A 24,442-nucleotide genomic window follows, 5' to 3' on the forward strand; every position below is an offset into this window, starting at 1 on the left:
CATTGCTCGATCTCCTTGCTAGAACGGCAGGTTGACCGACATGAAGCCGGTTTCGGAGCGTTCGCGCTGGCCGTCGTACGCGTGGCTGCTGACCTCGACGCCGTAACTCAGCGTGATGTCGTGCTTGAACGTCCACGCGTGCTCGAGGCGCGCGCTCCACAGGGCGCTGGTGCCGAAGCCGCGCTCGTTGTACATGCCGCCGGACACCGAGACGCGCTGTTGCAGCCCCATGTCGCCCTTCTTCCACAGCGTCAGCTGGTGCATGACGGTGGCCGCGGCCGCGTAGTCGCGGCCCGGGCTGAAGTAGGGCGCGTCCGTGCGCGTGTTGCTGTCGGTGCCGAGATCCAGCGATACGTTGACCTGCTGGGTGGCGGTCGTGTACACGCGCTGCGTGGCGGTTGCCGCGATCTCCTGATGGAAGTTCGAATCGCTGTAGCGGCTCACGCCGTAGCTCAGCTTGACCTCACGACGGTCGTTCTGGCGAAACACGACCGACATGTTCGCCGAGCGGCCCCAGATGTGCGCGGCATACGCCTTCCATGGCAGCGAGTTGTCGTTGGAGTCGAGCCCGGCGGAGACTGTCCAGTAGTCGTTCAGCGCGTACGCGATCGATCCGCGGCCGCCCGTGCGTCCGTCCCCGCCGAGCGAGCGCGTGACTTCGCCCAGCACGGTGAGCGGCCCGTGCCGGTAGTCGCCGCCGATGCCCGTGCGCGTGCGGCTGACGCTGCCGCTGTCGGTTTGCGCATGGCCGTAGAACGTGTGCGCGAAGACCCGCCAGTTGTCGCCGAACGGTTGCGAATAGAGGTAGCTGTCCGACGTGAAGCTGTTGTCGGCCAGTGCGCTGTTGCCGTGCTCGAAGCTCAGGTCGGTGGTGAACACCGGGCTGCGGTACGCCTTGTAGTCGCGCTTGAAGGTCCGCACGGCGCCGCTGTCCGGGAACGTGTTGTCGAGGGTCTGGTCGACGGACTTCGCGGTCGCGTAGTCGTCTGCCGTGAGCGATGCGCGACCGAGGCCCGCGAGCATCTCGACGCTGTCGGGGTGGTCGGTCAGCGACGCGCGATACATCGCGATCGCCTGGCGCGGATGCGCCTGGCCGGACACCGCGTCGGCGTGCGCGGCGCGCACCTCCGCGTTGAACGGCACCTCCTTCTCGAGCTCTTCGAGTGCGGCGATCCCTTCATCGGGGTGACCCGTGAAGATCAGGTATTGCGCACGCAGCCGGTAGTAGCGCAGATAGTCGCTTTCTCCCGGACCGACGTTGGTCACCTGCTTGGCCGGCGGCAGCGTCGCGCCCATGTCGTCGAGCGCCTTCTTTGCGTCCGCCGCGCGTCCCTGGTCGACGTACGACCAGAACAGCCCTTCGCGCAGTTCGATCGGACGCGTGCGCTCGCCGTACTGGAAGCCGCGGGTCGCGCGATCCGTCGGCGACGCGGTCGCCTGCTTCAGCGCGCGCTGGTACACGGCATTCGCCTTGCCCGGTTCGCTCAGGTACAGGTAGGCGTCCCCCACGGCTGCCAGCGCGTCGATCGAGATTTCCGCGTTGGACGGAATCGTCTCGAACGTCGCGACGGCCTGCTTCATGTCGCCGCGTGCCGCAAGGGCAATCGTCCGGTCGCCCGCGAGCGCGGTCCTGACCGGCGTGTACTCGGGCGTGGCCGGGATCCGCTTGTCGAGGTCGTCCGCCGCGCGCAGCGCGTTGTCGATCCCGTCGAAGCGGTCGGAACTCGTCATCGAGCGCGACTTGTCGCGGCCGCCGCGCACCTGCTGGCGAATCGACAGTTCTTCCAGTTGCGCGATGTCGACGGCGGAGAACGCATCGGGCCGGGCCTTCGCTTCCTCGAGCGCCTTGACCGCGCCACCGCTCGCCGCGAGGCCGAACACGTCATTGCGCACGGTCTCGACGTCGGCGGTACGCAGATTCGGCGCCTGGGCATTCGGCGTTTCGACGTCGGGTCCCTGCGATCGCTGTGTCGGCTCGCCGGGTAGCTGGGCGCCGGGCGTCTGCGAGTTCGGCGCCGGGGACGACGGCGGCGGCGAGCCAGGCATCTGGGGAACGGGCGTGGGCGAGTTCGGCATCGGGGTGCCGGAGGCCTGCGCGGTTTGCGTCGGCGCGAGCGGCGGCGTGGCGGGTGCGGCTGGTTCGATCTTCGGCGGGGTGTCCGAAGGCGGCGCGATCGGCGTCGGCGAAGGGGAGGCGGAAGTGTCGGACATCGTCGACGCTTCGGGTGGGCTGGCGTTCTCGGCCTGCGCAAGCAGCATCGGCGCTGCCGGTGTCTGCGCGACCGGTGCCGGCGTAACCGCCGTATCCGGCGATCGCGCATCCGGCACCGCGGCGCTCGATCGCGGCGCCTCCGGTTCCACCACGACCGTGGTCGGCATGGTCGGCTGCTGCGGGTTCGATGCCTGCGCGATCTGCATCGATTCGTCCGAAGCCCGCGCGATCGGCGTCGTCGCATGAGGTGGCGGGGCGACCTCGGCCAGGGCAATCTGGATCGACACGACCGTCGGCTGTCCACCGCGCGGCCCCGCATCCGGGGCGCCGTGGGTTCCGGCGAATTCGTTGACGCGGCCTGCTTCCGGATCGCCGTCGGCGGAGAAGCAGGGGCTGGACGCGACGAGCAGCAGCACCAGCGGTGCATGCAGGAGGAGCCGTCGGTTGGACGGCGCGACGGTGGTGAATTGTTGTTTCCGATTGTTGTCCACGAGTTGTCTCCTGTTGGCACGATCACATCAGTTGGCCGCTTGACGACGCACGTCTTCGCACGTCGCGCGGCCGGGCTGCGAGGGCCCGGCGATGCGGACCCGGGCTTACAGCCGGTTGCGGATCGCCTGACCGAGCAATGCACGCGATTCGCTGTTCTTGGGGTCGATCGCGAGCGCCCGGCTCGCGTTTTGTTCCACACAGTCCCATTCGTCGATCACCGCGCACGAGCGCGCCTTCGCCAGCGCACGCGCGCTTTCCAGCTCGGCGTGCGTGATGCTTGCCGTCTGCATCCGCATGGTGTCGGTGCCATACGGCCGGGGCCTGGGCGCGAAGTCCATGCGCCGGCTCGTGCCAGCCAGCGCTTCGGCACGCTGCGCACGGTGCGCGGCGCCGTGCCGCGTGGCGGCGCGACCGTAGGCCGATGGATGCGTACCAGCCGCGAGCGTCACGGGCGGCACATGCGCCGACTGCCGGTGTTTCGCGACGGCACGGGGGGCGGGCTGCGGCGCGGCTTCCGGTCCGGCCGCGAGCGTGACGGGCGGCACGGTGGATAGCTCGGGCGCAGCCGACGTCGACGCGACCTGCGGCGCCGGTGCGGGCGGCGCGGCCTGCGTGCGTGTCGGGGCCGGCCCGGGCTCGGCCGATGTCCCGGACGTACCGGTTGCGGTGGCACGCGAGGCAAGGGCCATGACCGCGTTGCGGGTTTTCCCGACGGCGGTTCCGATCGCGCTGGAGATGTCGTGCGTCACGCTCGCATGGCCGACCGTCGTGTCCCGTTCGGCGTACGCGAAGATGCCGAAGATCGCGGCGAATGCGACGAAGCTGAGCGCCGCGTTCTTTCCGGGACCCCAGGAGGGTTTCGGCTGGTGGGCGGGCGAGTCGTCCTGTCGTTCTGCACGAGTCATTCATGTCTCCTCGATTCGATACGTTGTGTTGTAAGACGTGATGGGGTGCGCTCAGGTGGCGCTCACCATTTCAACTGCGTGGTCAGCACCCCCGTTTCGACGATCGCGAACTGGGTCGCTCCCTCATAGGTTCCTTCGACCCGGTAGCTCGCATCGGGCACGCTGAACAGGCAACGCGACCCCGAGGCATTGAATTCGACGAGTACGCGGCCATGTCGCCGCAGGCGCACCTGGACGTTGGCGAGCGGCTGCCCCGTCTTGGCGGAAGCAAACGACACGCCCAGGTTGTACGGCCGCCCGTCGGGCGGCAGCGGCGCGGTACCGTCGATCCGCGCATCGCCGCAGATATACGAAATGACGTAGCGATCCGCACCCGGGCCGGACGCGGTGGCGGCGGCGGACGCGGGTGGCTGGGACGTGAGCGTCTGGGCCGTTGCATTCATGCAGAGCGTGCAGATGAAGACGCCCACCAAAGGGCGCGCATGCTGTCGAAACGAGGAAGACATTGCAACCTCCCGTCCGGAATCAATGGCGAGCATTTATTCCGAGTCAGATTTGCCAACGTTCTTTTTGCGACACGCTATTGATACACGATGGTTTTTGAACGAACAACCGCGTGTGGCCTGAATGGGACGGCGTTAAATATCCTATTTAAATAGGATAACGACGGATTCGTATGACTTCTCTTAACTATGAAGAAAGTCGATATTGCCGAATATGAAAATTGCTACTCGGTAGCGATGATCCTGCACGCATTGAATCACGTCAGACGTATCGACATTCATGCCGAAAAATAACGACTGATAAAAGGAATTTTTGCGACTGTGTCCCAGCAGAATTGATATCGATCCAGATACAGGTCGCACGATATGAAATGCGAGGGAGGCGTTGTTGGTATTTTAGATTGTTACAGGTAAATCGAAACTTTTAATTTGTTCTGTAACAGGGTATTTCTGCCCAGATAATCAGACGGAAAATGCCCATGTGCTATGCCGGACGTAAAAAGTTCAACCCGGGAATGCAAACGATTGCGATTCGTCTGATATCGATTGCGCGTCCGGCGCGGTAATTATTCAGGCTAAAGCGGGATCGTTGCTTGCTACCGGAGAAGGGGGCGCGTTCGCCGGGAAGCGGCGCGGCGCGAATGCCTGCGCACACCGGATTGTCGCGAACCGGGCTTGCGTTCGCGTCGTCCGCGGGAACGACGCGAACGCGACGATCAGCGGCTGCCGCCCGCGCTGCGTCGGGCGATGCGCATCGCCGGTGCGGCCGCGGGCTCGGCCGCGCCGGCTGCACCTTCGACCGCCGCGCGCGGCCGGTTCATGATGTAGGTCCACAGTTGCTCGGCCGCGAGCCCGCGCTTGCGGGCCGACCGGTACAGGCGGATTTCGAGCTCGGTGATCCAGTCGCCGGAACCCGCGCACACGAGCGTGCCTTCCGCGAGTTCTTTCGCGACGCAGCTTTCCGGGAGCCAGCCGATCCCGTGCCCGGCCACGACCATGCCCTTCAGGGCCTCGGACATGTGCGTCTCGAAGCATCGGTGCAGGACGTACGGCTCGGTGGCGTTCAGCAGCAGCATCTCGACGATATTGCCGAGAAAGGCGCCCGACGAATACGCGAGCAGCGGCAGTGGCGCGTCGGGGGTGCCCGGCAGCTGGAACACGGGCTTGCCGCGCGCATCGGGTGACGACACGGGCAGGATCCGTTCGACGCCGAGGCTGACGAACGGGAAGTGGTTCGGGTCGAGCACGATCGGCAGCTGCGGATGGTGATAGCCGAGCAGCAGGTCGCATTCCCCTTCGACGAGCTGCTGCACGCCTTCCGGCACGTTCACCGCGTTGACGCGCGCGGTGACGTGGCCGACCTCGCCGTTGAGCTGCTTGAGCCATTCGGGAAACAGCGTGAAGACGAGCGTATGGGCCACCGCGAAACGCACGACCTGATCGCTGGCCGCGAACTGGTCGTAGCCGTTCACGAGATTGCGCGCCGCATACATGCTGCGCAGGATGTCCGCGGCGAGCCCGCGGAACATCTGGCCGGCCGGCGTCAGCGTGATCGGGTTGATGCTCCGGTCCACCAGCTTCGCGTCCATCCAGGTTTCGAGTGCGGCTATTCGTCTGCTGAATGCCGATTGCGTGAGGTGCCGGTTACGCGCGGCCCGGGAAAAGCTCTTGGTATCCGCCAGGCTCAGGAAATCTTCCAGCCACTTTGCTTCCATTTCGATCTTCGCTTTTTATAGTCGGGCGCCTGAAAGGCGGCGGCACCGTTTGCTGCACGAACGTTCTAGCGTACCGCGCATCGCGCCGGTCGGCCCGATGTTTTTTTTCGATGGGTGTCAGTCGAAATATGCATGGGCGTTGTCGGCGGGATTAAGGCTGCATAGCGTTGAGGTGCCGGACCCGACTAACCGGACAGTTCATCGCGTCGAACTGCCGGTGCGGCCGCAGACGGTACTTCCCCCCAGGGCCGGTTGCGCCGTGCGCGTACCGGCCCGCCTTCCCGTCCTTTCGTTCCGGTGGTCCGAGGCCCGGGCGGGCCGTTTTTTGTGCAGTGCAGATTGCACATTCGTGACACGCGGGGGAACTATGTTCGAAAGACGCGGCGCAGCATGAACCGTGCGCGCCGGCGACGCACCGTCGTCGCCCGTCGCGTCGGGCGCTGCACCGTGATGGTGCGCAATGCCGCGCGGGCGTGCCCGGCGCGGCGCGAAAACGGGGGGATATCGAGGGGATCGCGCAAGGCACGTTCCTTGCAAAGCATTCATTACGCCGGTCCGGCATGCGCAATGCCGGGGAAAACGATCGATGGAGAAAAGATCGATGAAGCCATTCGATGAAATGCTGCAATCCGGCGACATGGTAAGGGCGCCCTACGCGCGCCTGAAGCAGTGGCTCGACACGCAGAATCCCGCGAGCCTCGCCCAGAAGGCCCACGACGCGGAAGGCGTGTTCCGCAAGACGGGCATCACGTTCGCCGTCTACGGCGACGCGGAGGCCGCCGAGCGGCTGATTCCGTTCGACATCGTCCCGCGCATCATCTCGGGCGCCGAATGGAGCCGGCTGTCGCTCGGCATCGAGCAGCGCGTGATGGCGCTCAATGCGTTCCTCGACGACATCTACCACCGCCAGGAAATCGTGCGCGCGGGCATCGTGCCGAAGCACCTGATCGCGCACAACGAAGCGTTCATCCCGGAGATGATCGATTTCCGGCCGCCCGGTAACGTTTACACGCACATCATCGGCGTCGACATCGTGCGCACCGCCGAAAACGCGTTCTACGTGCTGGAGGACAACGCGCGCACGCCGTCCGGCGTGTCGTACATGCTGGAAAACCGCGAGACGATGATGCAGCTCTTCCCGGAGCTGTTCCAGCAGGTGAAGGTGCGCCCGGTCGAGACCTATCCGCAGATGCTGCGCCAGTCGCTCGCGGCCGTGTGCCCGCCGGGCGGCAACGCCGACAACCCGACCATCGCCGTGCTCACGCCCGGCATCCACAATTCCGCGTACTACGAACACTCGTTCCTTGCCGACCAGATGGGCGTGCATCTCGTCGAGGGCAGCGACCTGCAGGTGATCGACGGCCGCGTCGCGATGCGCACGACCGAAGGCTTCCAGCCGATCGACGTGCTGTACCGCCGCGTCGACGACGCGTTCCTCGATCCGCTCACGTTCCGCCCCGACTCGGTGCTCGGCGTCGCGGGGATCATGGACGTGTACCGCGCGGGCAACATCACGATCGCGAACGCGCCCGGCACCGGCATCGCCGACGACAAGGCGATCTACTCGTACATGCCGGAGATCGTCGAGTTCTACACGGGCCGCAAGGCGCTGCTGGAGAACGTGCCGACCTGGCGCTGCGGCGAAGCCGACAGCCTGAAATACGTGCTCGACCATCTCGACGAACTGGTCGTGAAGGAGGTGCACGGCTCGGGCGGCTACGGGATGCTGGTCGGGCCGTGCGCGTCGAAGGCCGAGCTCGAAGCCTTTTCCGCGAAGCTGCGCGCGCGCCCCGCGAACTACATCGCGCAGCCGACGCTCGCGCTGTCCACGACGCCGATCCTGACCGAAGCCGGCCTGGCGCCGCGCCACGTCGACCTGCGGCCGTTCGTGCTGGTGTCGGACCGGATCCGCATCACGCCGGGCGGGCTGACGCGCGTCGCGCTGAAGGAGGGATCGCTCGTCGTCAACTCGAGCCAGGGCGGCGGCACCAAGGACACCTGGGTGCTGGCCGACTGAGCCGGACGCGACCGCGCGCCCCGCGACCGGGGCGCCAACCGAACGAAGACGGAGTGGACACGAGATGCTTCTGGGACGTACTGCAAGCGGTCTCTACTGGATGTACCGCTATATCGAGCGCGCGGAGAACATCGCGCGCATCGTCGATGCCGGGCTGCGGATGGCGCTCACGCGCACGTCCGACGCGCCGGCCGAATGGTCGTCGGTGCTCGTCAGCTCGGGCACGGACGACGGCTACCGGCAGAAATACGACGCGTATGCGGCCGATACCGTGACCGACTACCTGCTGCGCGACCGCGACAACCCGTCGAGCGTGCTGTCGTGCATCGAGGCCGCGCGCTCGAACGCGCGGATGGTGCGCACGGCGCTCACGCGCGAGGCATGGGAGAGCGTGAACGGCGCGTGGCTCGCGCTGCGCCGCGCGCTCGCGCAGCCGGTGCCGGAGAGCGAGCTGCCGAACGTGCTCGACCAGGTGAAGCGCGAAACCGCGCTGATCCTCGGCAGCTTCTACAGCACGATGCTGCGCAACGAGATCTTCGATTTCGCGCAGATCGGCGCATTCATCGAGCGCGCGGACAACACCGCGCGGATCATCGACGTGAAATACCACCTGCTGCTGCCGTCGGTGTCGCACGTCGGCACGATCCTCGACAACTACCAGTGGGAGACGATCCTGCGCTGCGTCGCCGCGCACCGCTCGTACCGCTGGGTGTACGACGTGCAGTACAAGCCGATGAACATCGCCGACTACCTGATCCTGAACGGCCGCATGCCGCGTTCGCTGCGCTATTGCTACGGGCGCGTCGTGTCGAGCCTGAACCTGCTCGCGAAGGATTACGGTGTGACACACCCGTGTCACGACACGGCCACGAAGATCCTGCAAATGCTGTCCGACACCTCGGTCGAGCGGATCTTCAAGAGCGGCCTGCACGAGTTCCTGACCGACTTCATCGGCCGCAACAACAGCCTCGGGCTCGAAATCGCCCAGGCTTACAACTTCGACTGAGACTTGCCATGCGACTCGCCATCCGACACATCTCGCGTTATCAGTACGACGATCAAGCCAGCCATGCACTGCAACGGCTGCGGCTGCGCCCGCAGTCGGGCCCCGGGCAGACGGTGCGCGCGTGGCAGGTCACGATCGACGGCGTCGAGCCGTCGCTGTCCTATGCCGACGGGCTCGGCAACCGGATCGACCTCGTGCGGCACGACCGCGGCGCGAAGGCCGAGATCGTCGTCATCGCGGCCGGCGTCGTCGAGACGCAGGACCGCGCGGGCATACTCGGTCATCCTGAAGGCTATGCGCCGCCGTGGATCTTCGAGCGCGAAACGGCGCTGACGAAGGCGGGCGACACCGTGCGTGCGCTGGCGCAAGCGCTGCCGATCGAGCCGCACAGTCTCGACGCGCTGCACTGGCTGATGACGGAAGTGCACGACCGCATCGCGTATGCGCCGAACCTGGCCGCCGACGCCCCCGTCGACGCGGAAACCGCGCTGCAAAGCGGCGAGGGCACGAGCCGCGACCATGCGCATGCGTTCATCGCGGCCGCGCGCGTGCTGAAGATTCCCGCGCGCTATATCTCGGGCTACGTGCTGGCGGACAGCGCGATGCAGCGCATTGCCGACGCGAAGCAGAACGCGGGCGACGTCGAGGAAGAAGAAGCGCTCGCGCTGCAGAGCGGCGAGGGCATGCAGCAGGTGCTCGGCGCGTCGCATGCCGCGCAGTCGCAGTCGCAGGGGATGCCGCAGCCGGCACACGGCGCGCAGCCGCAGGCGGCGGGGCTGATGCAGCAGCCGGCCGGCCATGCGTGGGCCGAGGCCTATGTCGAAGGGCTCGGCTGGGTCGGGTTCGATCCGTTCATGAATCGCTGCCCGGACGAGCGCTACGTGCGCATCGCGGTCGGCCTCGACTATCGCGACGCGCAGCCGGTGACGGGGCTCGGCGCGACGGCCGTCGGTGTCGAGATCAGCGTCGTGCAGACGCCCGAGCTCGTCTGACCTCGCGCACGCTTTCGCCGAATCCGCCAGGCCGGGGTGCCGCGTCGCATCGAGCGCGACGCGGCGCGCGGCCGGCCCAACCCGAACCGAGCTCCCATGTCCATCCACGTCGCGCTGCATCACACCACCCGCTATCGCTACGACCGGCTCGTCAACCTCGGCCCGCAGGTCGTGCGCCTGCGGCCCGCGCCGCATTGCCGGACGCCGATCCTCGCGTATTCGATGACGGTCGAGCCCGCGCAGCACTTCATCAACTGGCAGCAGGACCCGTTCTCGAACTATCTCGCGCGGCTCGTGTTTCCGGAGCGCACCGAGCACTTCGAGATCACGATCGATCTCGTCGCCGAGATGTCGGTGTACAACCCGTTCGACTTCTTCCTCGAAGCCAGCGCGGAGCAATACCCGTTCAGCTATGACGACGCGCTGAAGACCGAGCTCGCACCGTATCTCGTGTGCGACCCGCAGACGAGCGCGTCGCCGCTGTTCCGCGCGTATCTCGACGGCGTCGACCGCACGCCGGCCGGCACCGTGAACTTCCTCGTCGCGCTGAACCAGCAACTGCAGCACGACATCGGCTATCTCGTGCGGATGGAGCCGGGCGTGCAGACGCCCGAGCAGACGCTCGAACTGGCCTCGGGCTCGTGCCGCGACAGCGCATGGCTGCTCGTGCAGCTGTGCCGTCATCTCGGCATCGCCGCGCGGTTCGTGTCGGGCTACCTGATCCAGCTCACGCCCGACGTGAAATCACTCGACGGCCCGAGCGGCACGTCGGTCGACTTCACCGACCTGCACGCGTGGTGCGAGGTGTACCTGCCCGGCGCCGGCTGGATCGGCTTCGACCCGACCTCGGGCCTGCTCGCCGGCGAAGGCCACATTCCGCTGGCCTGCACGCCGCAGCCGACGAGCGCCGCCCCGGTCGAGGGGCTGATCGACGAGTGCGAGGTGTCGTTCGAGCACGAGATGACCGTGACGCGCGTGTACGAATCGCCGCGCGTGACGAAGCCGTATACGGAATCGCAGTGGGACGGCGTGCTGGCGCTCGGCATGCAGGTCGACGGCGCGCTGGCGGCCGGCGACGTGCGGCTCACGCAGGGCGGCGAGCCGACCTTCGTGTCGATCGACGATCGCGACGGCGCCGAGTGGAACACCGACGCGCTCGGCCCGACCAAGCGCGGCTACGCGACCGAACTCGTGCAGCGGCTGCGCGCCGAATACGGCGACGGCGGCTTCCTGCATTTCGGGCAGGGCAAGTGGTACCCGGGCGAGCAACTGCCGCGCTGGGCGCTGTCGATCTTCTGGCGCGCGGACGGCCAGCCCGTGTGGCACGATCCGTCGTTGTTCGCCGACGAGCGCGAGCCGTCCGCCTATACGACCGACGACGCAAAGCGCTTCATCGATGCGCTCGCCGCGCGGCTGAACCTGACCGGCGAATTCATCCGGCCCGGCTACGAGGACGTCTGGTACTACCTGTGGCGCGAGCGCCGGCTGCCGGTCAACGTCGACCCGTTCGACTCGCGTCTCGACGACGAGCTCGAACGCGCGCGGCTGCGCAAGGTGTTCGAGCAGAAGCTCGACAGCGTGGTCGGCTACGTGCTGCCGGTCAAGCGTGCGGAAGATGCGCGGGGCCGCCATCGGCCGGGCCTCGACGGCCCGCGCTGGCAGACGGGCCCGTGGTTCTTCCGCGACGAGCGGATGTACCTGATGCCCGGCGATTCGCCGATGGGCTATCGGCTGCCGCTCGATTCGCTGCCGTGGGCGAGTCGCGCCGACTATCCGTATCTCGTCGAGCGCGACCCGTTCGCGCCGCGTGACGTGCTGCCGGATGCCGCTGCGATCCGTGCACGCTACGCGGGGCCGGCCGATGCGCCGCGCTACCTGTCCGGCGTGCATCGCGAGGCGTCCGCGCAGACCGTGATGCAGTGGCGCGACGACGGCACGGCCGGCAATGGCCGGCCGGCCGCGCGCGACCCGGGTCGCCTCCCCGAGCGCTTCGAATCGGCCGCGTGGATCACGCGCACCGCGCTGTGCGTCGAAGTGCGCAACGGCATCCTGTACCTGTTCATGCCGCCGCTTGCCGCGCTCGAGGATTATCTCGAGTTGCTCGGCGCAATTGAGCTGACCGCGCACGCGCTGGGCGTGAAGCTCGTCCTGGAGGGCTATCCGCCGCCGCGCGACGCGCGGCTGAAGCTGCTGCAGGTGACGCCCGATCCCGGCGTGATCGAGGTGAACATCCATCCGGCCAGCAACTTCGACGAGCTCGTCGATCACACCGAATTCCTGTACGACGCGGCGTGGCAGTCGCGGCTGTGCAGCGAGAAGTTCATGGTCGACGGCCGCCACGTCGGCACGGGCGGCGGCAACCACTTCGTGCTCGGCGGCGCGACGCCGGCCGACAGCCCGTTCCTGCGCCGCCCGGACCTGCTCGCGAGCCTGATTGCGTACTGGCACAACCATCCGTCGCTGTCCTACCTGTTCTCCGGGCTCTTCATCGGGCCGACGAGCCAGGCGCCGCGCGTCGACGAGGCGCGCAACGACCAGCTTTACGAACTCGACATCGCGTTCGCGGAGATCCAGCGCAACAAGCTGCTGTTCGGGCAGGACATGCCGCCGTGGCTCGTCGACCGCGTGCTGCGCAACCTGCTGATCGACGTGACCGGCAACACGCACCGCAGCGAGTTCTGCATCGACAAGCTGTATTCGCCGGACACGTCGACCGGCCGGCTCGGCCTGCTCGAACTGCGCGCGTTCGAGATGCCGCCGCATGCCCGGATGAGCATCGTGCAGCAATTGCTGCTGCGCGCGCTGGTCGCGCGTTTCTGGGCCGCGCCGTACACGACGCCGCTCACGCGCTGGGGCACCGCGCTGCATGACCGCTTCATGCTGCCCGCGTTTCTTCAGATGGATTTCGACGACGTGCTGACCGAACTGCGCGACGCCGGCTTCGCGTTCGATCCGGCGTGGTTCGCGCCGCACTTCGAGTTCCGCTTCCCGCTGTTCGGCCAGATCGCGGTGAACGGGATGCAGCTGTCGCTGCGCGGCGCGCTGGAGCCGTGGCACGTGATGGGCGAGGAGGGCGCGCCCGGCGGCACGGTGCGCTACGTCGATTCGTCGGTCGAACGGCTCGAAGTGCGCGTGACGGGGCTGAACGACAACCGGTACGTCGTGACGGTCAACGGCCGCGCACTGCCGCTGCAGCCGACCGGCACCGTCGGCGAATACGTCGCGGGCGTGCGCTACAAGGCGTGGTCACCGCCGTCCGCGCTGCATCCGACCCTCGGCGTGCACGCGCCGCTCACGTTCGACATCGTCGATACGTGGCTGCAGCGCTCGCTCGGCGGTTGCCGCTACCACGTCGCGCATCCGGGCGGTCGCAACTACGCGACGTTCCCGGTCAATGCATACGAAGCCGAGAGCCGCCGGCTCGCGCGCTTCGTCGAGATGGGGCATACGCCGGGGCGGATGGATGTCGCGGCTGCCGCGCCGAGCCGCGAATTCCCGTTCACGCTCGACCTGCGGCGGCCGTGACCGGACGATGACGAGGCGGATGACGATGCGCGGTTCGCGATACCCGGCGGTTTCGGTCGCTGGCGGCCCTGCCGGAATGCTAGGATGCGGGCAGATTGCGGTCGCGCGCCGCAGCCCGCCACCCGGGTGGCGGCGCGCGTGCGCGGCCGCACCCTGACGACGGAACGACATCGTGCCGCCCATTGACCTCGATCATCTCGCCGCCCTCGACGCGATGCCCACGCTTTTCGATACCGGCGCGCAGCCGGACGCCGCCGAACTGGCCGCCGCGCTCGCGGCGCCGGCCGTTGCCGGCCGCTACGACGAACTGCGCGGCAGCGCGGCCAGCCTGCACGCGCCTGCGCTCGCGCCCGCGTGGCGCAGCTTCTTCACGTCGATCGGCAGCGACGGCGTGGCCGACCTCGACCGCCGCGCCGACGCGCTGCACCGGCGCATGCGCGAGAACGGGCTGTTCTACCAGTTGCATGAGCAGCGCGCCGGCGACGGCGCGGTCGGCCCGTGGTCGCTCGACCTGCTGCCGCTGATCGTCACGCCCGAGGACTGGGTCGGGATCGAGCGCGGCGTGCTGCAGCGCGTGCGGCTGCTCAACGCGACGCTGGCCGACCTGTACGGGCCGCAGACGATCCTCGAGCGCGGGCTGCTGCCGCCCGCGCTCGTCACCGGCCATCCCGGCTATCTGCGCGCGATGCGCGGCGCACGCGTGCCGGGCGATACGTGGCTGCACGTCGTCGCGTTCGACCTCGCGCGCGGCCCCGACGGCCAATGGCGGATCGTTGCGCAGCACACGCAGGGCGCGGCCGGGCTCGGCTACCTGCTCGAAAACCGGCTGATCGTGTCGCGGCTCTTTCCGCGCGGGTTTCGCGGGCTGCGCGTGCAGCGGCTTGCCTCCGCGTACCGTGCGCTGCTGCAGAGCATGCAGTCGCTCAGCCCCGCCGCGAAGAATTCGCGGATCGTGCTGCTCACACCGGGGCCGCACAGCGCGACCTATTTCGAGCATGCGTATCTCGCGCGCTATCTCGGTCTCACGCTCGTCGAAGGCGGCGACCTGACCGCGCGCGACAATCGCGTGTTCCTGAAGACGTTGAGCGGGCTCGAACCGGTGCACGGCATCCTGCGGCGCGTCGACGATGCATGGCTCGATCCGCTCGAACTGCGGCCCGATTCGATGCTCGGCGTGCCGGGGCTGCTGCAGGCCGTGCGCGCGGGCAACGTGCTGCTCGCGAACGCGCCGGGCTCGGGCTTCCTCGAATCGCCGGCGATGCTCGGTTTCATGCCGCGCCTGGCGGAAGGGCTGCTCGGCGAAACGCTGACGCTGCCGGCCGTGCATTCGTGGTGGTGCGGCGAGGCGGCCGCGTGCGACGACGCGCTGCCGCAGCTCGCGCGCGGCATCGTCAAGGCATCCTATCCACCCGACGTGCAGGAAGGCGGCGCATTCGAGCCGGTGATCGGCGCGCGGCTCACGCAGGCGCAACTGGCGGAATGGCGCGCACGGATTCTCGCTCGGCCCGAGCACTACACGGTGCAGGCCGACCTGCCGCTGTCGCAGGCGCCGACCTGGCCGCGCCACGACGCGCCCGACAGCAACGGCGGCGCGCGCATCGTGCCGAAGCCGGTGCTGCTGCGCGTGTTCGCGCTCGCCGACGGTGCGCAGCGCTGGCGGCTCCTGCCTGGCGGGCTGTCGCGGGTCGGCACGCGCGACACGCTGTTCAACGCGCCGATGCCGCGCGGCGGCAGCACCGTCGATACGTGGGTGATGACCGAAGGCATCGTCGATTCGACGACGCTGCTGCAGACGCACCTCGGCCCCGACGATCTCGTCGAGCGCCCGCGCGCGATCGCAAGCCGCGCGGCTGAAAACCTGTTCTGGCTCGGCCGCTATACCGAACGCGCAACCAACCTGATGCGCCTCGCGCGCGCGGCGCTCGAACGGCTGCGCGGCGAGGACGACGTCGACAGCCCCGCGCACCTGGAACTGCTCGACACGCTGTGCCGCGACACGGGCCTGATCGCGGCCGACGCGCCGAACGCCGTCGATGCGCCGCGTGCATTCCAGCACACGCTCGCGACGTCGCTGACGCGCGGCGCGGATCGCACGTCGGGCATTGCGTCCTGCCTGTTCGGGATGCGTGGCGCGGCCGCGGCGATCCGCGAGCGACTGTCGAGCGATCAGTGGCGGCTGATCGACGACGCGACGCAACTGTTCGCGGACAGCGCGGGCCAGCCGGAAGCCGAGGAGCAGATCGGCAACGAGGCACTGCAGTTGCTGGAGCGCCTCGGCCTGCTGCTCGGCGCGATCACGGGCGCGCAGACCGACAACATGACGCGCGACGACGGCTGGCGGCTGCTGTCGATCGGCCGGCAGATCGACCGGCTGGACTTCCTGTGCAGCGTGCTGAAGGCCGCCTTCGACGAAGGCGCGGTGCACCGGCAGGACGGCTTCGAGCTCGTGCTGGAACTGTTCGACAGCACGATCACGTTCCGTTCGCGGTTCCAGCGCGGCTTCGACGTCGCGCCGCTGCTGTCGCTCGTCGTGCTCGATACCGACAATCCGCGCTCGCTCGGCTGGGTCGTGCAGGCGCTTCGCGGCCGGCTGACGAAGGTCGAGCGCAGCGAAGGCTATGCGCTGTCCGAGCTGGCCGAGACGATTCCCGACGTCCCCGCGTGGTCGCTGCACGAGCTGTGCGAGACCGCCGACGGCGGCCGGCACGACAAGCTGCTCGAGGCGCTCGACACGACGGTGAAGGCGGTGTGGGAACTGTCGAACCGGATCGGCGAGCGCTATTTCAGCCACGTGCGCGAGGCGGGCAGGACGTTATGGTGACGACGAAAGGCGCGGCGAAAGCGCCGCACGGTTCCGGTCATACGCGGAACGCATCGGCACCGGTATCTGCGCCGGCTGCGGGTGCGCCGGGCCGGTTGCTGCGCGTCACGCACGACACCGAATACCGTTACGCGGCGCGCGTCGAATCGGCGCAGCACCAGGCACGCCTGCAGCCGCTCGTCACGCCGCGCCAGCAGGTGCTGTCGTTTGCGCTCGACATCGATCCCGTGCCGGAATCGGTCGGGACCGAGATCGACGCATTCGGCAACGCGCGCGCGTCGTTTGCGTTGAACCAGCCGCACGATGCGCTGCTCGTGCGCAGCCGCAGCACGGTACGCGTGACGCCGCCGGTGTGGTCGCGCGGTGCGCGCGGCGAGCCGCCGCCCGCCATCGCGAAACCCGACGCGAAACAGGCGATGGCGTGGGAAGCGGTGCGCGACCGCTTGCGGTTCCGCGCGGGGCAGCCTTACGACGCGGCGAGCGAATTCGTGTTCACGTCGCCGCATGTTGCGTGCGATCCCGAACTCGCCGCGTATGCAGCGTCGAGCTTCACGCCGCAACGGCCGCTCGTGCAGGCCGCGTGGGAGCTGATGCGGCGCGTGCATGCCGATTTTGCGTATACGCCGAACAGCACCGACATCACGACGTCGGCGCTTGATGCACTGCGGTTGCGCACGGGCGTGTGCCAGGATTTCGCGCACGTGATGATCGGCGCGCTGCGCTCGCTCGGGCTGGCCGCGCGTTACGTGAGCGGCTACCTGCTCACGCAGCCGCCGCCCGGGCAGCCGCGGCTGATCGGCGCCGACGCGTCGCATGCATGGGTCGAGGTGTACGACCCGGCGTGGCCCGAGGATAACGGCTGGCTGCAACTCGATCCGACCAACGATCGCGCGCCGGGCGACGACTACGTGATGCTGTCGATCGGCCGCGACTATGCGGACGTGACGCCGCTGCGCGGCGTGATTCGCGGCGGCGGTGCGGATCAGGAGCTGAAGGTCGGGGTGACGGTGGAGCCGCTCGACGCGCCATGACGCATGGGGCATGCCCGCGGGAATGCCGTTTAAGTCTTCGTTAATACTGCACGCCTAGCATGGTCATGCCGGCGAACGGATCGGACTCGATCCGGGGCACCGGCGGCACGCGCGGGTGCGTCGACGTCACGGCACCGCACCGTCGCGCAGCGCCATTCCCTTGCAACGGCGGCAGATCATGATCAAACAATTCGACTACACGCTCGGCAGCGACACGATTGCGCTCTGCGCGAGCTTCGGCGCGGGGCCGGCGTGGCGCCGCGTGCTCGTGAGCCGCGCGGATTCGATGGAGACGCTGGTGGTGCTCGACGCGCGCGGCCTGTCGGGTTTGCTGAAGGTGGCGACCGAAGCGCCGGAAGGTCTGCTCGACGATGCGATCCGCAAGGTCGGCGACGAACAGCTCGTCGAGCGGGCGATCAGCGGCAAGGCGATCGTCGAAGCGGCGCTTTGACAGGGGCGGTGCGTGAGCGTGCCGGCAGGCACGGCCGCACGCACCGCGTTGCATAGCGTCGATTACGCGGCGAACCGGTCCGTCGCCGCGATCAGCGCCTCCAGGATCCCCGGCTCGTTGTACGCATGCCCGGCGCCGGGCACGATCTCGAACGTCGCATCCGGCCACGCCTTCGACAATTCCCATGCGGTGCGCGCGGGTGTCGCGACGTCATAGCGACCCTGCACGATCACGCCCGGGATGCCCGCGAGGCGATGCGCGTCACGCAGCAACTGGCCTTCCTCGACGAAGCCCTTGTTCACGAAGTAGTGGTTCTCGATTCGCGCGAACGCGAGGGCGTAGTGACCGTCCGCGAAGTGCTCGGCAAGGGCGGGATCGGGCAGCAGCGTGATCGTGCGGCCTTCCCAGATGCTCCACGCGCGCGCGGCTTCGAGCTTCGCGGCTTCGTCGCTGCCGGTCAGCCGGCGATGGTAGGCGGCCATCAGGTCGCCGCGCTCGGCTTCCGGAATCGGTGCAACGAACTCTTCCCACAGGTCGGGGAACAGCCACGATGCGCCTTCCTGGTAGTACCACAGCAATTCCGCGCGACGCATCGTGAAGATGCCGCGCACGATCAGTGCGCTCACGCGCTCGGGATGCGTTTCGGCATAGGCGATCGACAACGCGCTGCCCCACGAGCCGCCGAACACGAGCCACTTTTCCGCGCCGACCATCTCGCGCAGGCGTTCGATATCGGCGACCAGATCCCACGTCGTGTTGTTCTCGAGGCTCGCATGCGGCGTCGAACGCCCGCAGCCGCGCTGGTCGAACAGCAGGATGTCGTAGCGCTCCGGATCGAACAGGCGGCGATGGTCGGGGCTGCAGCCGGCGCCGGGGCCGCCGTGCAGGAACACGGCGGGCTTGCCGGCCGGGTTGCCGCAGCGCTCCCAGTAGATGCGGTGGCCGTCGCCGGTGTCGAGATGGCCGTGGGCGTAGGGTTCGATCGGTGGGTACACAGGCAGGCTCCGGATAAGGGTCGGCAGGAGGCGGACGACGCGCGGGCCGGTGCGCGGGCGGGGGGCTACGGATACTGCGCCGCCGCAAAAATCGTTGTGTTGGCATCGGACCGGCCGCCGCCGGACAAGGCTTGTCATTATGCCCATTCGCCGCCGCCGGCGTCGGCTCGTTCCGGCGTGCGAGGCCGCGGGTGTCGGCCCGGAGATTTTTGAAGTAATTTCATTCCGATATTTTTCATACAAAATCCCGGCGGCATATCGGCGTGCCGAAGCGGGGGCGCCGGCGTGCTGCCCATCCACCGTGCCAACGGAAACCAGCCGATGAACCATCGCGTCACGCAGTTGACCGGGTTGCGCGCCGTCGCGGTCGCGATGGTGGTGGTCGGACACGCCGAGCATGTGCTGCCCGGCGGCTACACGGGCTGGTACGCGCCGTTGCGGCTGATCGCCGACGGCCGGCTCGGCGTGCTGATCTTCTTCGTCCTCAGCGGCTTTTTGATTACCAACGTATTGCGCGCCGAGTTCGCGCGCACGGGCGGCATCGCGCTGACGTCGTTCTATGTGCGCCGCGCGTTGCGGATCTGGCCGGCCTGCTACGTGTATCTCGCGGCGGTCGCGATCGTGGCCTTCGCCGGCTGGTTCGACGTCGACCGGAGGCAGTGGCTGTATGCGGCGCTGCACCTGTGGAATTACTCGGCGTGGTTCGGGCTGACCGGTGACAACGCGCTGCATCCGGACGGCGCGTGGTATCTCGGCCATTTCTGGTCGCTCGCGCTCGAGGAACAGTTCTACTGGTTCTGGCCGCTGCTGTTCGTGTATGGGATGCGCCGCGGCGGCACGCGCTGGCTGGCCGCGTTGATCCTGGTCGTGCCGCTGGTGCGCGCCGTGACGTATTTCGTTGCGCCTGCGCTGCGCGGGCAGCTCGGGATGATGTTGCACACGGGCGTCGATCCGATCCTGATCGGCTGTTATGTGTCGCTCAATCGCGAGCGGCTTGAAGCGTGGATTCGTACGTGGCGCGGCGAGACGCGCATCGTGACCGCGATCATCGTCATCGTGCTGATCGGCATGCCGTTCGCCGAACATCGGCTCGGCGGGTTCTGGAATGCGACCTATGGCGTGACGGTCGAAGCCGCGTTGATCGCGATCGTGATCGTCGTGCTGAATTTCCGCAGCGAGTTCTGGTGTGCGCGGTGGTTGCGTGCGCGGCCGGTCGTGTTCGTCGGCACGATCTCGTTCAGTCTTTATCTGTGGCAGCAGCCGTTCGCGAATCCGGATCTGGCGGTGCCGCATGCGTTTCCGCTTGGGATCGTGTGGGCGCTGCTGGCTGCGACGGCCAGCTATTTCCTCGTCGAGAAGCCGTTCCTGCGGTTGAAGGATCGCTATTCGGCGCGCGAGGCGCGACGCGTGCGCGACGAAGCGCTGCTCAGACCGGCGTCGCCGGAGTGCATCGAGACGAATGCGGTCGTCAAATAGGACAGTGCGGAGATTGTCCGATCGGACCAAGATTGGTGCGTGGATCGGCTACGATCCCGATGCTATTTTTGGGCATCGCCGGATGCCGTGGGTTGCATGGCGCTCCCGGCAATCGACTGGATCGATCCACTTGCGGAGACACGTTTCATGCTGAAAAACTGGCGGCAGTTCCTGCCGAAGATCGGGCAAAGCATGAAGGACATCAAGGAACTGAGTCCTTCGACGATCGATGGTTACCGGATGCTGCATCAGGCCGGCGCCGAAACCGGCAACCTGGACGCGAAGACGCGCGAACTGATTGCGCTGGCCGTGGCCGTCACGACGCGATGCGACAGTTGCATCGCGAACCATGTGAAGAAGGCGATCGAACTCGGCGTATCGAAGGCCGAGCTGACCGAAGCGCTGGGTGTCGCTGTGGCGATGAACGCCGGCGCGGCGCTGGCGTTTTCCGGGCGCGTGATGGATGCGTACAACGACCTGTCGGACGCGCGCTGACGCGCCGCGTTATTTCACTACCGAAGGCGGATACCAGAAGTTCCGGTACATATCGATCCCGTACGACTTGCCGTCGTAGCGGACGATCGTGCGGACCGGGCGCTTGTCCTTGCGCTGCGGTGGATCGACACGCGCGGTGATCGACAGGTCGGCGAATCCGTGGCTCCGAAGATCGGGCCGAATGTGGTGGAGTAGGCGGGCGGGGCGCAGTCTTACTTGAAGCGTTTCTGGGAAGCGGGTGAATACCAGAAGTCGCGGAACATATCGATTCCGTATGACTTGCCGTCGTATTTGACGATTGTGCGCACCGTACGTTTTCCCGTGCCGGAGTCTTTGTCGTCGTCGCTTTCCATATTGGCGACGTGCGCCGTAATCGACAGATCTGAGAAACCGTTGTGCGATGTCTTTTCGACGGCAATCGTCATCCGGGCGGACTCGCTACGCAGGTCGCGGGTATCGGGGACGCACACGGGGCCGGTGACAGCGACCCAGCCCTTGAGATTTGTACCGAATACAGGACGGATGCGGGCGCCGTCGCGAATCCACAGCGTCAGTTCGCTCTCGGGGTAGGCGTCTGCACAACTCGGCCTGCGTGCGCTGCTCGTGAACACGACGCCGAACGCGCGAACATCAGGCGACAGCCTGTAGGGTGCCGTGTCGATGCGGTAGCTGTTCTCGTTGATCTCCGTTACGGCATCTTCCTGAACTACCGACCGCTCGGCCGCCACGACCTTGCCACCCTCGACGAGCGCGACGACCTGTAGCTTTTTGCTCTCGTCAGGGTTCTTGCTTTTGGGCAGCGAATCGAACGCGACGGCCGCGATCGTCGTTTCCGGTGCATTCGGCATGGCCTTGCAAGCCGACGCGACGACGAGCCGGTCCGCGTCGCGCGTGGCAATGCGTGCGCTCGCGATACCGGCCCAGCGGGCGATGGCTGTAGTGGTTTCGTCGCTGCAGGACTGGCTGTCGGCGGCGTGAGCGAGGGAGGCGGCGGCGAGCGTCAGCAGCGGAGCAAAACGAACGATTCTTGCGGGCATGAGGAGAGCGCCTTTTAAGGATTGCGGTGGACGCCGCTTAACGGCCTGGAACGAAAATCTTCAGAACCGCCACGTCGTCATGGGTGTCACGGTCCATATGGTTGCTTCTCGACAAGCACCCAGAAAAGTGGCACGGACGAGCATTCGAGGGAAAGGCCGCCAGATTGACGACATCGAATTGAATGTTGGCAACATGGCGCGAAGCAAGGCCTTCTATCGCGTGGCGGCCGTCGCTTCCACTTCACTGATCCCGACGACGATGAACTGGCCGTGTGGTTCGCAGACGGGGCGCCCGAGTAATTCAGACAAGAACCGGTAAGAGGCCAGTTCAAAAACCTTGCTCAGCTCGCCTGAAGACGTTCCAGCAGACGAGCGAGCAGCCAAGTTTCAAGAATGCTTCGTGAATGTCGGCACGTCGCTCGAAGCGCGTGCGTAGACGACGGAAATTATGGAGCCAGGAGTGCGTACGCTCGACCACCCAACGATACTTGCCGAGCCCGCTGCCGTGTTCGGTCCGGCGCTTCGCGATCACGGGCCTGATGCCGCGCTCACGCAGCGCACGTCGGTGTCGTGTGGAATCGTAGCCGCGATCGGCGTAGACGACGCCGGGCTTCTGAAGTGGTCGGCCACGGACACCGCGAATCGGCGGAATTGCATCAACGAGCGGCAGCAACTGCGTGACGTCGTTGGCGTTCGCGCCGGTCAGGATCGCGACGACGGGAACGCCGTTGGCGTCTACGAGGATGTGGTGCTTGGAACCGGGTCGCGCACGATCCGTGGGGTTCGGGCCAGTTTTTCGCCCGCCCCAACGGCGCGCACGGACGACGAATCGACCGCAGCGTATGACAGATCGATCTGGCCGGCCGCACGCAACTTGTCGAGCAGCAACTCGTGCAGTTGGTCCCATACACCAGCCTTTTGCCAGTCGTTCAATCGCCGCCAGCAAGTTGCGCCCGAGCCGAAGCCCAGCCGAGTCGGCAAGTGGTTCCAGCGGATTCCCGTTTTGAACACGAACAGGATGCCGTTGAGCGCCGCACGATCGCAAACGCGCGGACGACCAGGATCGCTCTTCGCACGAGGCTTCGCGGGCGGCAGCAATGGTTCGATCAGTATCCACAGTTCGTCGTCAATGATCGGCGCTTCCATCCTTGGGCTTCCGTTGTTCTGGTGCCCAAGGTTAACAGCTCGCCGAGGAAGTAAACAGCCCCCTCACGGGGTTTTTGAACTGACCTCTAAGCGATGATGATATCCGCCGCCCCAAAGATCCCTAAAGCCGAGGTGATTTGAGGCGAGCGGGCGTTGGGGCTCCTTGCCGAACCATGCTCGCGACTTTCATCTGGACGAATTGTTTTGAGTTTGACAAAGCGTCTAGCAATGACCAAACTACCCGGCATGCCAAGGAAACCCACTGGACCGAGCATGCCGAAGAAGCGGGTGCTCGTCGACGAGCACGTCGTCGATCCATGGCTCATACCGGACGACGTGATCGAGGTGATGCGCGACGCGTTCGAACTGCACGGACGCGCGCGGGCCGCGTGTTTCACCCCCCAACGTCAAAGCCATGATCGCCTTGTTTCTGCAGCGAACGGGTATGTACCAAAGCGGAGTCGGAAAACGTGAAATCGCACTATGTCGAGCCGCTCAGCGGCGCCACCTATCCTTTGGACGTGCCTCGGTGGTGTTCGGACGACCGCAGGCCGCTCCTGATTTCGCCGCTGGCCGGCATTTCCCGGGATGACATCGACCGGCACCTGCGCTCCCAATGGCGCTATCGCGCGTCGCTTCCGGTCGAGATCGTGTCCCCCATCTCCATGGGGGAAGGGTGCACCCCGTTGATCCAGAAGACGTGGGGCGACCACCGGCCGCATTTCAAACTGGAGTGGTTCAGCCCCACCAGCAGCTTCAAGGATCGCGGCACGACGGTGATGCTCTCGATGTTACGGCAACAGGGTATCGCGTCCGTTCTGGAGGACAGTTCGGGCAACGGCGGCGCGTCGGTGGCGGCGTATGGCGCGGCAGGCGCGATGCGCGTGAAAATTCTGGCGCCCGCCTACGCGTCGCCCGCGAAGATCGCCCAGATGCGCGCCTATGGCGCAGAGGTACAACTGGTCGACGGGCCTCGACAGGCGTGTGAGGACGAAGCCGTCCGGCAGTCCGCGAGCATCTTCTACGCCAGCCACAATTGGCAGCCATTTTTCCTCGAAGGCACCAAGTCGATCGGTTACGAGATCTGGGAAGACCTCAACTTCGAGGCGCCGGACAACATCGTCATGCCTGCAGGCGCGGGCAGTAATGTACTCGGCTGTTATCTGGCGTTCTCGGAACTGATGCGCGCGGGTCAGATTCACAAAATGCCGAGGCTCTTCGTTTGCCAGCCATTGAACTGCTCTCCTATCGATGCCAGCTTCCAGGCGGGCGTCACGACACCCGTTCCGCGCGAGGTTCGAAAGACGGTCTCCGAGGGGACGGCCATCGCCCATCCTCTGCGGCTGGCGCAAGTGGTCAACGCCGTCAGAGAGACGGGCGGCGCGACTGTGGCCGTGGAAGAAGAAGCCATCGTCGAAGCGCTCAGGCGGATTGCGCGACTGGGCCTTCTGCCGGAGCTGACTTCGGCCACTGCGGTTGCAGGATTTGACCGGCTCGTCCAGCTTGGGGCGATTCGGGCGCGAGAGGAAACGGTTGTCCTGCTGACGGGCACGGGTATCAAGAACGCCGAAGCCATCGCGGATATGTACTCGGGAATTGGCGACACGCCGGTATAAAGGCCCC

Annotated in this window: 19 protein-coding genes; 11 read left to right on the forward strand and 8 right to left on the reverse strand. The window is 66.7% G+C overall.

Going from position 1 to position 24,442, the window contains the following annotated elements; translation table 11 throughout:
- Window positions 1-18: 18 nt before the first annotated feature.
- From pgaA to CFB50_RS24200, 4 genes are all read right to left on the reverse strand, one after another.
- A complete protein-coding gene (pgaA, locus tag CFB50_RS24180) occupies window positions 19-2,703 on the reverse strand; it encodes a poly-beta-1,6 N-acetyl-D-glucosamine export porin PgaA (RefSeq protein ID WP_089447452.1) in 2,685 nt (894 codons plus the stop codon).
- A gap of 105 nt (window positions 2,704-2,808) precedes the next feature.
- Window positions 2,809-3,609: a hypothetical protein gene (locus CFB50_RS24185; RefSeq protein ID WP_089447453.1), complete on the reverse strand. Its 801-nt coding sequence runs from the start codon at window positions 3,607-3,609 to the stop codon at window positions 2,809-2,811.
- Between the two features lie 62 nt (window positions 3,610-3,671).
- A complete protein-coding gene (locus tag CFB50_RS24190) occupies window positions 3,672-4,115 on the reverse strand; it encodes a hypothetical protein (protein ID WP_089447454.1) in 444 nt (147 codons plus the stop codon).
- A gap of 713 nt (window positions 4,116-4,828) precedes the next feature.
- Window positions 4,829-5,827 (reverse strand): LysR substrate-binding domain-containing protein, encoded by a 999-nt coding sequence (locus CFB50_RS24200; RefSeq protein WP_069251304.1) that lies wholly within the window; start codon window positions 5,825-5,827, stop codon window positions 4,829-4,831.
- A 601-nt stretch (window positions 5,828-6,428) separates the two neighbouring features.
- Between CFB50_RS24200 and CFB50_RS24210 the strand changes: the two genes are divergently transcribed.
- From CFB50_RS24210 to CFB50_RS24240, 7 genes are all read left to right on the forward strand, one after another.
- Window positions 6,429-7,844 carry a circularly permuted type 2 ATP-grasp protein gene (locus tag CFB50_RS24210; protein WP_179254218.1) on the forward strand — a complete coding sequence of 472 codons (1,416 nt, stop codon included), beginning with the start codon at window positions 6,429-6,431 and terminating at the stop codon, window positions 7,842-7,844.
- Between the two features lie 64 nt (window positions 7,845-7,908).
- Complete coding sequence (locus CFB50_RS24215; RefSeq protein ID WP_069251306.1) at window positions 7,909-8,850, forward strand: alpha-E domain-containing protein; 942 nt, start codon at window positions 7,909-7,911, stop codon at window positions 8,848-8,850.
- 8 nt (window positions 8,851-8,858) lie between these two features.
- On the forward strand, window positions 8,859-9,842 hold the full coding sequence (locus CFB50_RS24220) for a transglutaminase family protein (protein WP_089447457.1): 984 nt from the start codon (window positions 8,859-8,861) through the stop codon (window positions 9,840-9,842).
- A gap of 96 nt (window positions 9,843-9,938) precedes the next feature.
- The gene (locus tag CFB50_RS24225) at window positions 9,939-13,367 is read left to right on the forward strand and encodes a transglutaminase family protein (RefSeq protein WP_089447458.1); all 3,429 of its coding nucleotides are present in this window, start codon (window positions 9,939-9,941) and stop codon (window positions 13,365-13,367) included.
- A 214-nt stretch (window positions 13,368-13,581) separates the two neighbouring features.
- The gene (locus CFB50_RS24230; RefSeq protein WP_089447459.1) at window positions 13,582-16,188 is read left to right on the forward strand and encodes a circularly permuted type 2 ATP-grasp protein; all 2,607 of its coding nucleotides are present in this window, start codon (window positions 13,582-13,584) and stop codon (window positions 16,186-16,188) included.
- A complete protein-coding gene (locus CFB50_RS24235; RefSeq protein ID WP_089447460.1) occupies window positions 16,182-17,219 on the forward strand; it encodes a transglutaminase family protein in 1,038 nt (345 codons plus the stop codon). The genes CFB50_RS24230 and CFB50_RS24235 overlap by 7 nt, the downstream gene beginning before the upstream one ends.
- Window positions 17,220-17,397: 178 nt before the next feature.
- Window positions 17,398-17,670, forward strand: coding sequence for a hypothetical protein (locus tag CFB50_RS24240; protein WP_046547562.1), 273 nt, complete (start codon window positions 17,398-17,400; stop codon window positions 17,668-17,670).
- A gap of 62 nt (window positions 17,671-17,732) precedes the next feature.
- Here CFB50_RS24240 and pip read toward each other — a convergent pair whose 3' ends face one another.
- Window positions 17,733-18,665 (reverse strand): prolyl aminopeptidase, encoded by a 933-nt coding sequence (pip, locus tag CFB50_RS24245; protein ID WP_089447461.1) that lies wholly within the window; start codon window positions 18,663-18,665, stop codon window positions 17,733-17,735.
- A 321-nt stretch (window positions 18,666-18,986) separates the two neighbouring features.
- Here pip and CFB50_RS24250 point away from each other — a divergent pair, with 321 nt between their 5' ends.
- Window positions 18,987-20,141, forward strand: a complete 1,155-nt coding sequence (locus tag CFB50_RS24250) for an acyltransferase family protein (RefSeq protein WP_089447462.1) — start codon at window positions 18,987-18,989, stop codon at window positions 20,139-20,141.
- Between the two features lie 150 nt (window positions 20,142-20,291).
- On the forward strand, window positions 20,292-20,636 hold the full coding sequence (locus CFB50_RS24255) for a carboxymuconolactone decarboxylase family protein (RefSeq protein ID WP_166892144.1): 345 nt from the start codon (window positions 20,292-20,294) through the stop codon (window positions 20,634-20,636).
- A 212-nt stretch (window positions 20,637-20,848) separates the two neighbouring features.
- On the opposite strand, the gene CFB50_RS24265 is transcribed toward CFB50_RS24255, so the two are convergent.
- From CFB50_RS24265 to CFB50_RS40160, 3 genes are all read right to left on the reverse strand, one after another.
- The gene (locus CFB50_RS24265) at window positions 20,849-21,673 is read right to left on the reverse strand and encodes a multidrug ABC transporter ATPase (RefSeq protein ID WP_089447463.1); all 825 of its coding nucleotides are present in this window, start codon (window positions 21,671-21,673) and stop codon (window positions 20,849-20,851) included.
- A 328-nt stretch (window positions 21,674-22,001) separates the two neighbouring features.
- A complete protein-coding gene (locus CFB50_RS40155; RefSeq protein ID WP_256978984.1) occupies window positions 22,002-22,517 on the reverse strand; it encodes an IS5 family transposase in 516 nt (171 codons plus the stop codon).
- Window positions 22,409-22,819, reverse strand: a complete 411-nt coding sequence (locus CFB50_RS40160; protein ID WP_256978861.1) for a transposase — start codon at window positions 22,817-22,819, stop codon at window positions 22,409-22,411. Before CFB50_RS40160 ends, CFB50_RS40155 begins: the two co-directional genes overlap by 109 nt.
- Before the next feature lie 273 nt (window positions 22,820-23,092).
- On the opposite strand from CFB50_RS40160, the gene CFB50_RS24275 reads away from it, so the two are divergent.
- Together CFB50_RS24275 and CFB50_RS24280 are read left to right on the forward strand one after the other, a co-directional pair.
- A complete protein-coding gene (locus CFB50_RS24275; protein WP_089447464.1) occupies window positions 23,093-23,293 on the forward strand; it encodes a hypothetical protein in 201 nt (66 codons plus the stop codon).
- On the forward strand, window positions 23,290-24,435 hold the full coding sequence (locus CFB50_RS24280) for a threonine synthase (RefSeq protein ID WP_089447465.1): 1,146 nt from the start codon (window positions 23,290-23,292) through the stop codon (window positions 24,433-24,435). Before CFB50_RS24275 ends, CFB50_RS24280 begins: the two co-directional genes overlap by 4 nt.
- The last annotated feature ends 7 nt before the right edge of the window (window positions 24,436-24,442 follow it).

This window comes from Burkholderia sp. AU33423, assembly GCF_002223135.1.
Lineage (GTDB): Bacteria > Pseudomonadota > Gammaproteobacteria > Burkholderiales > Burkholderiaceae > Burkholderia > Burkholderia lata_D.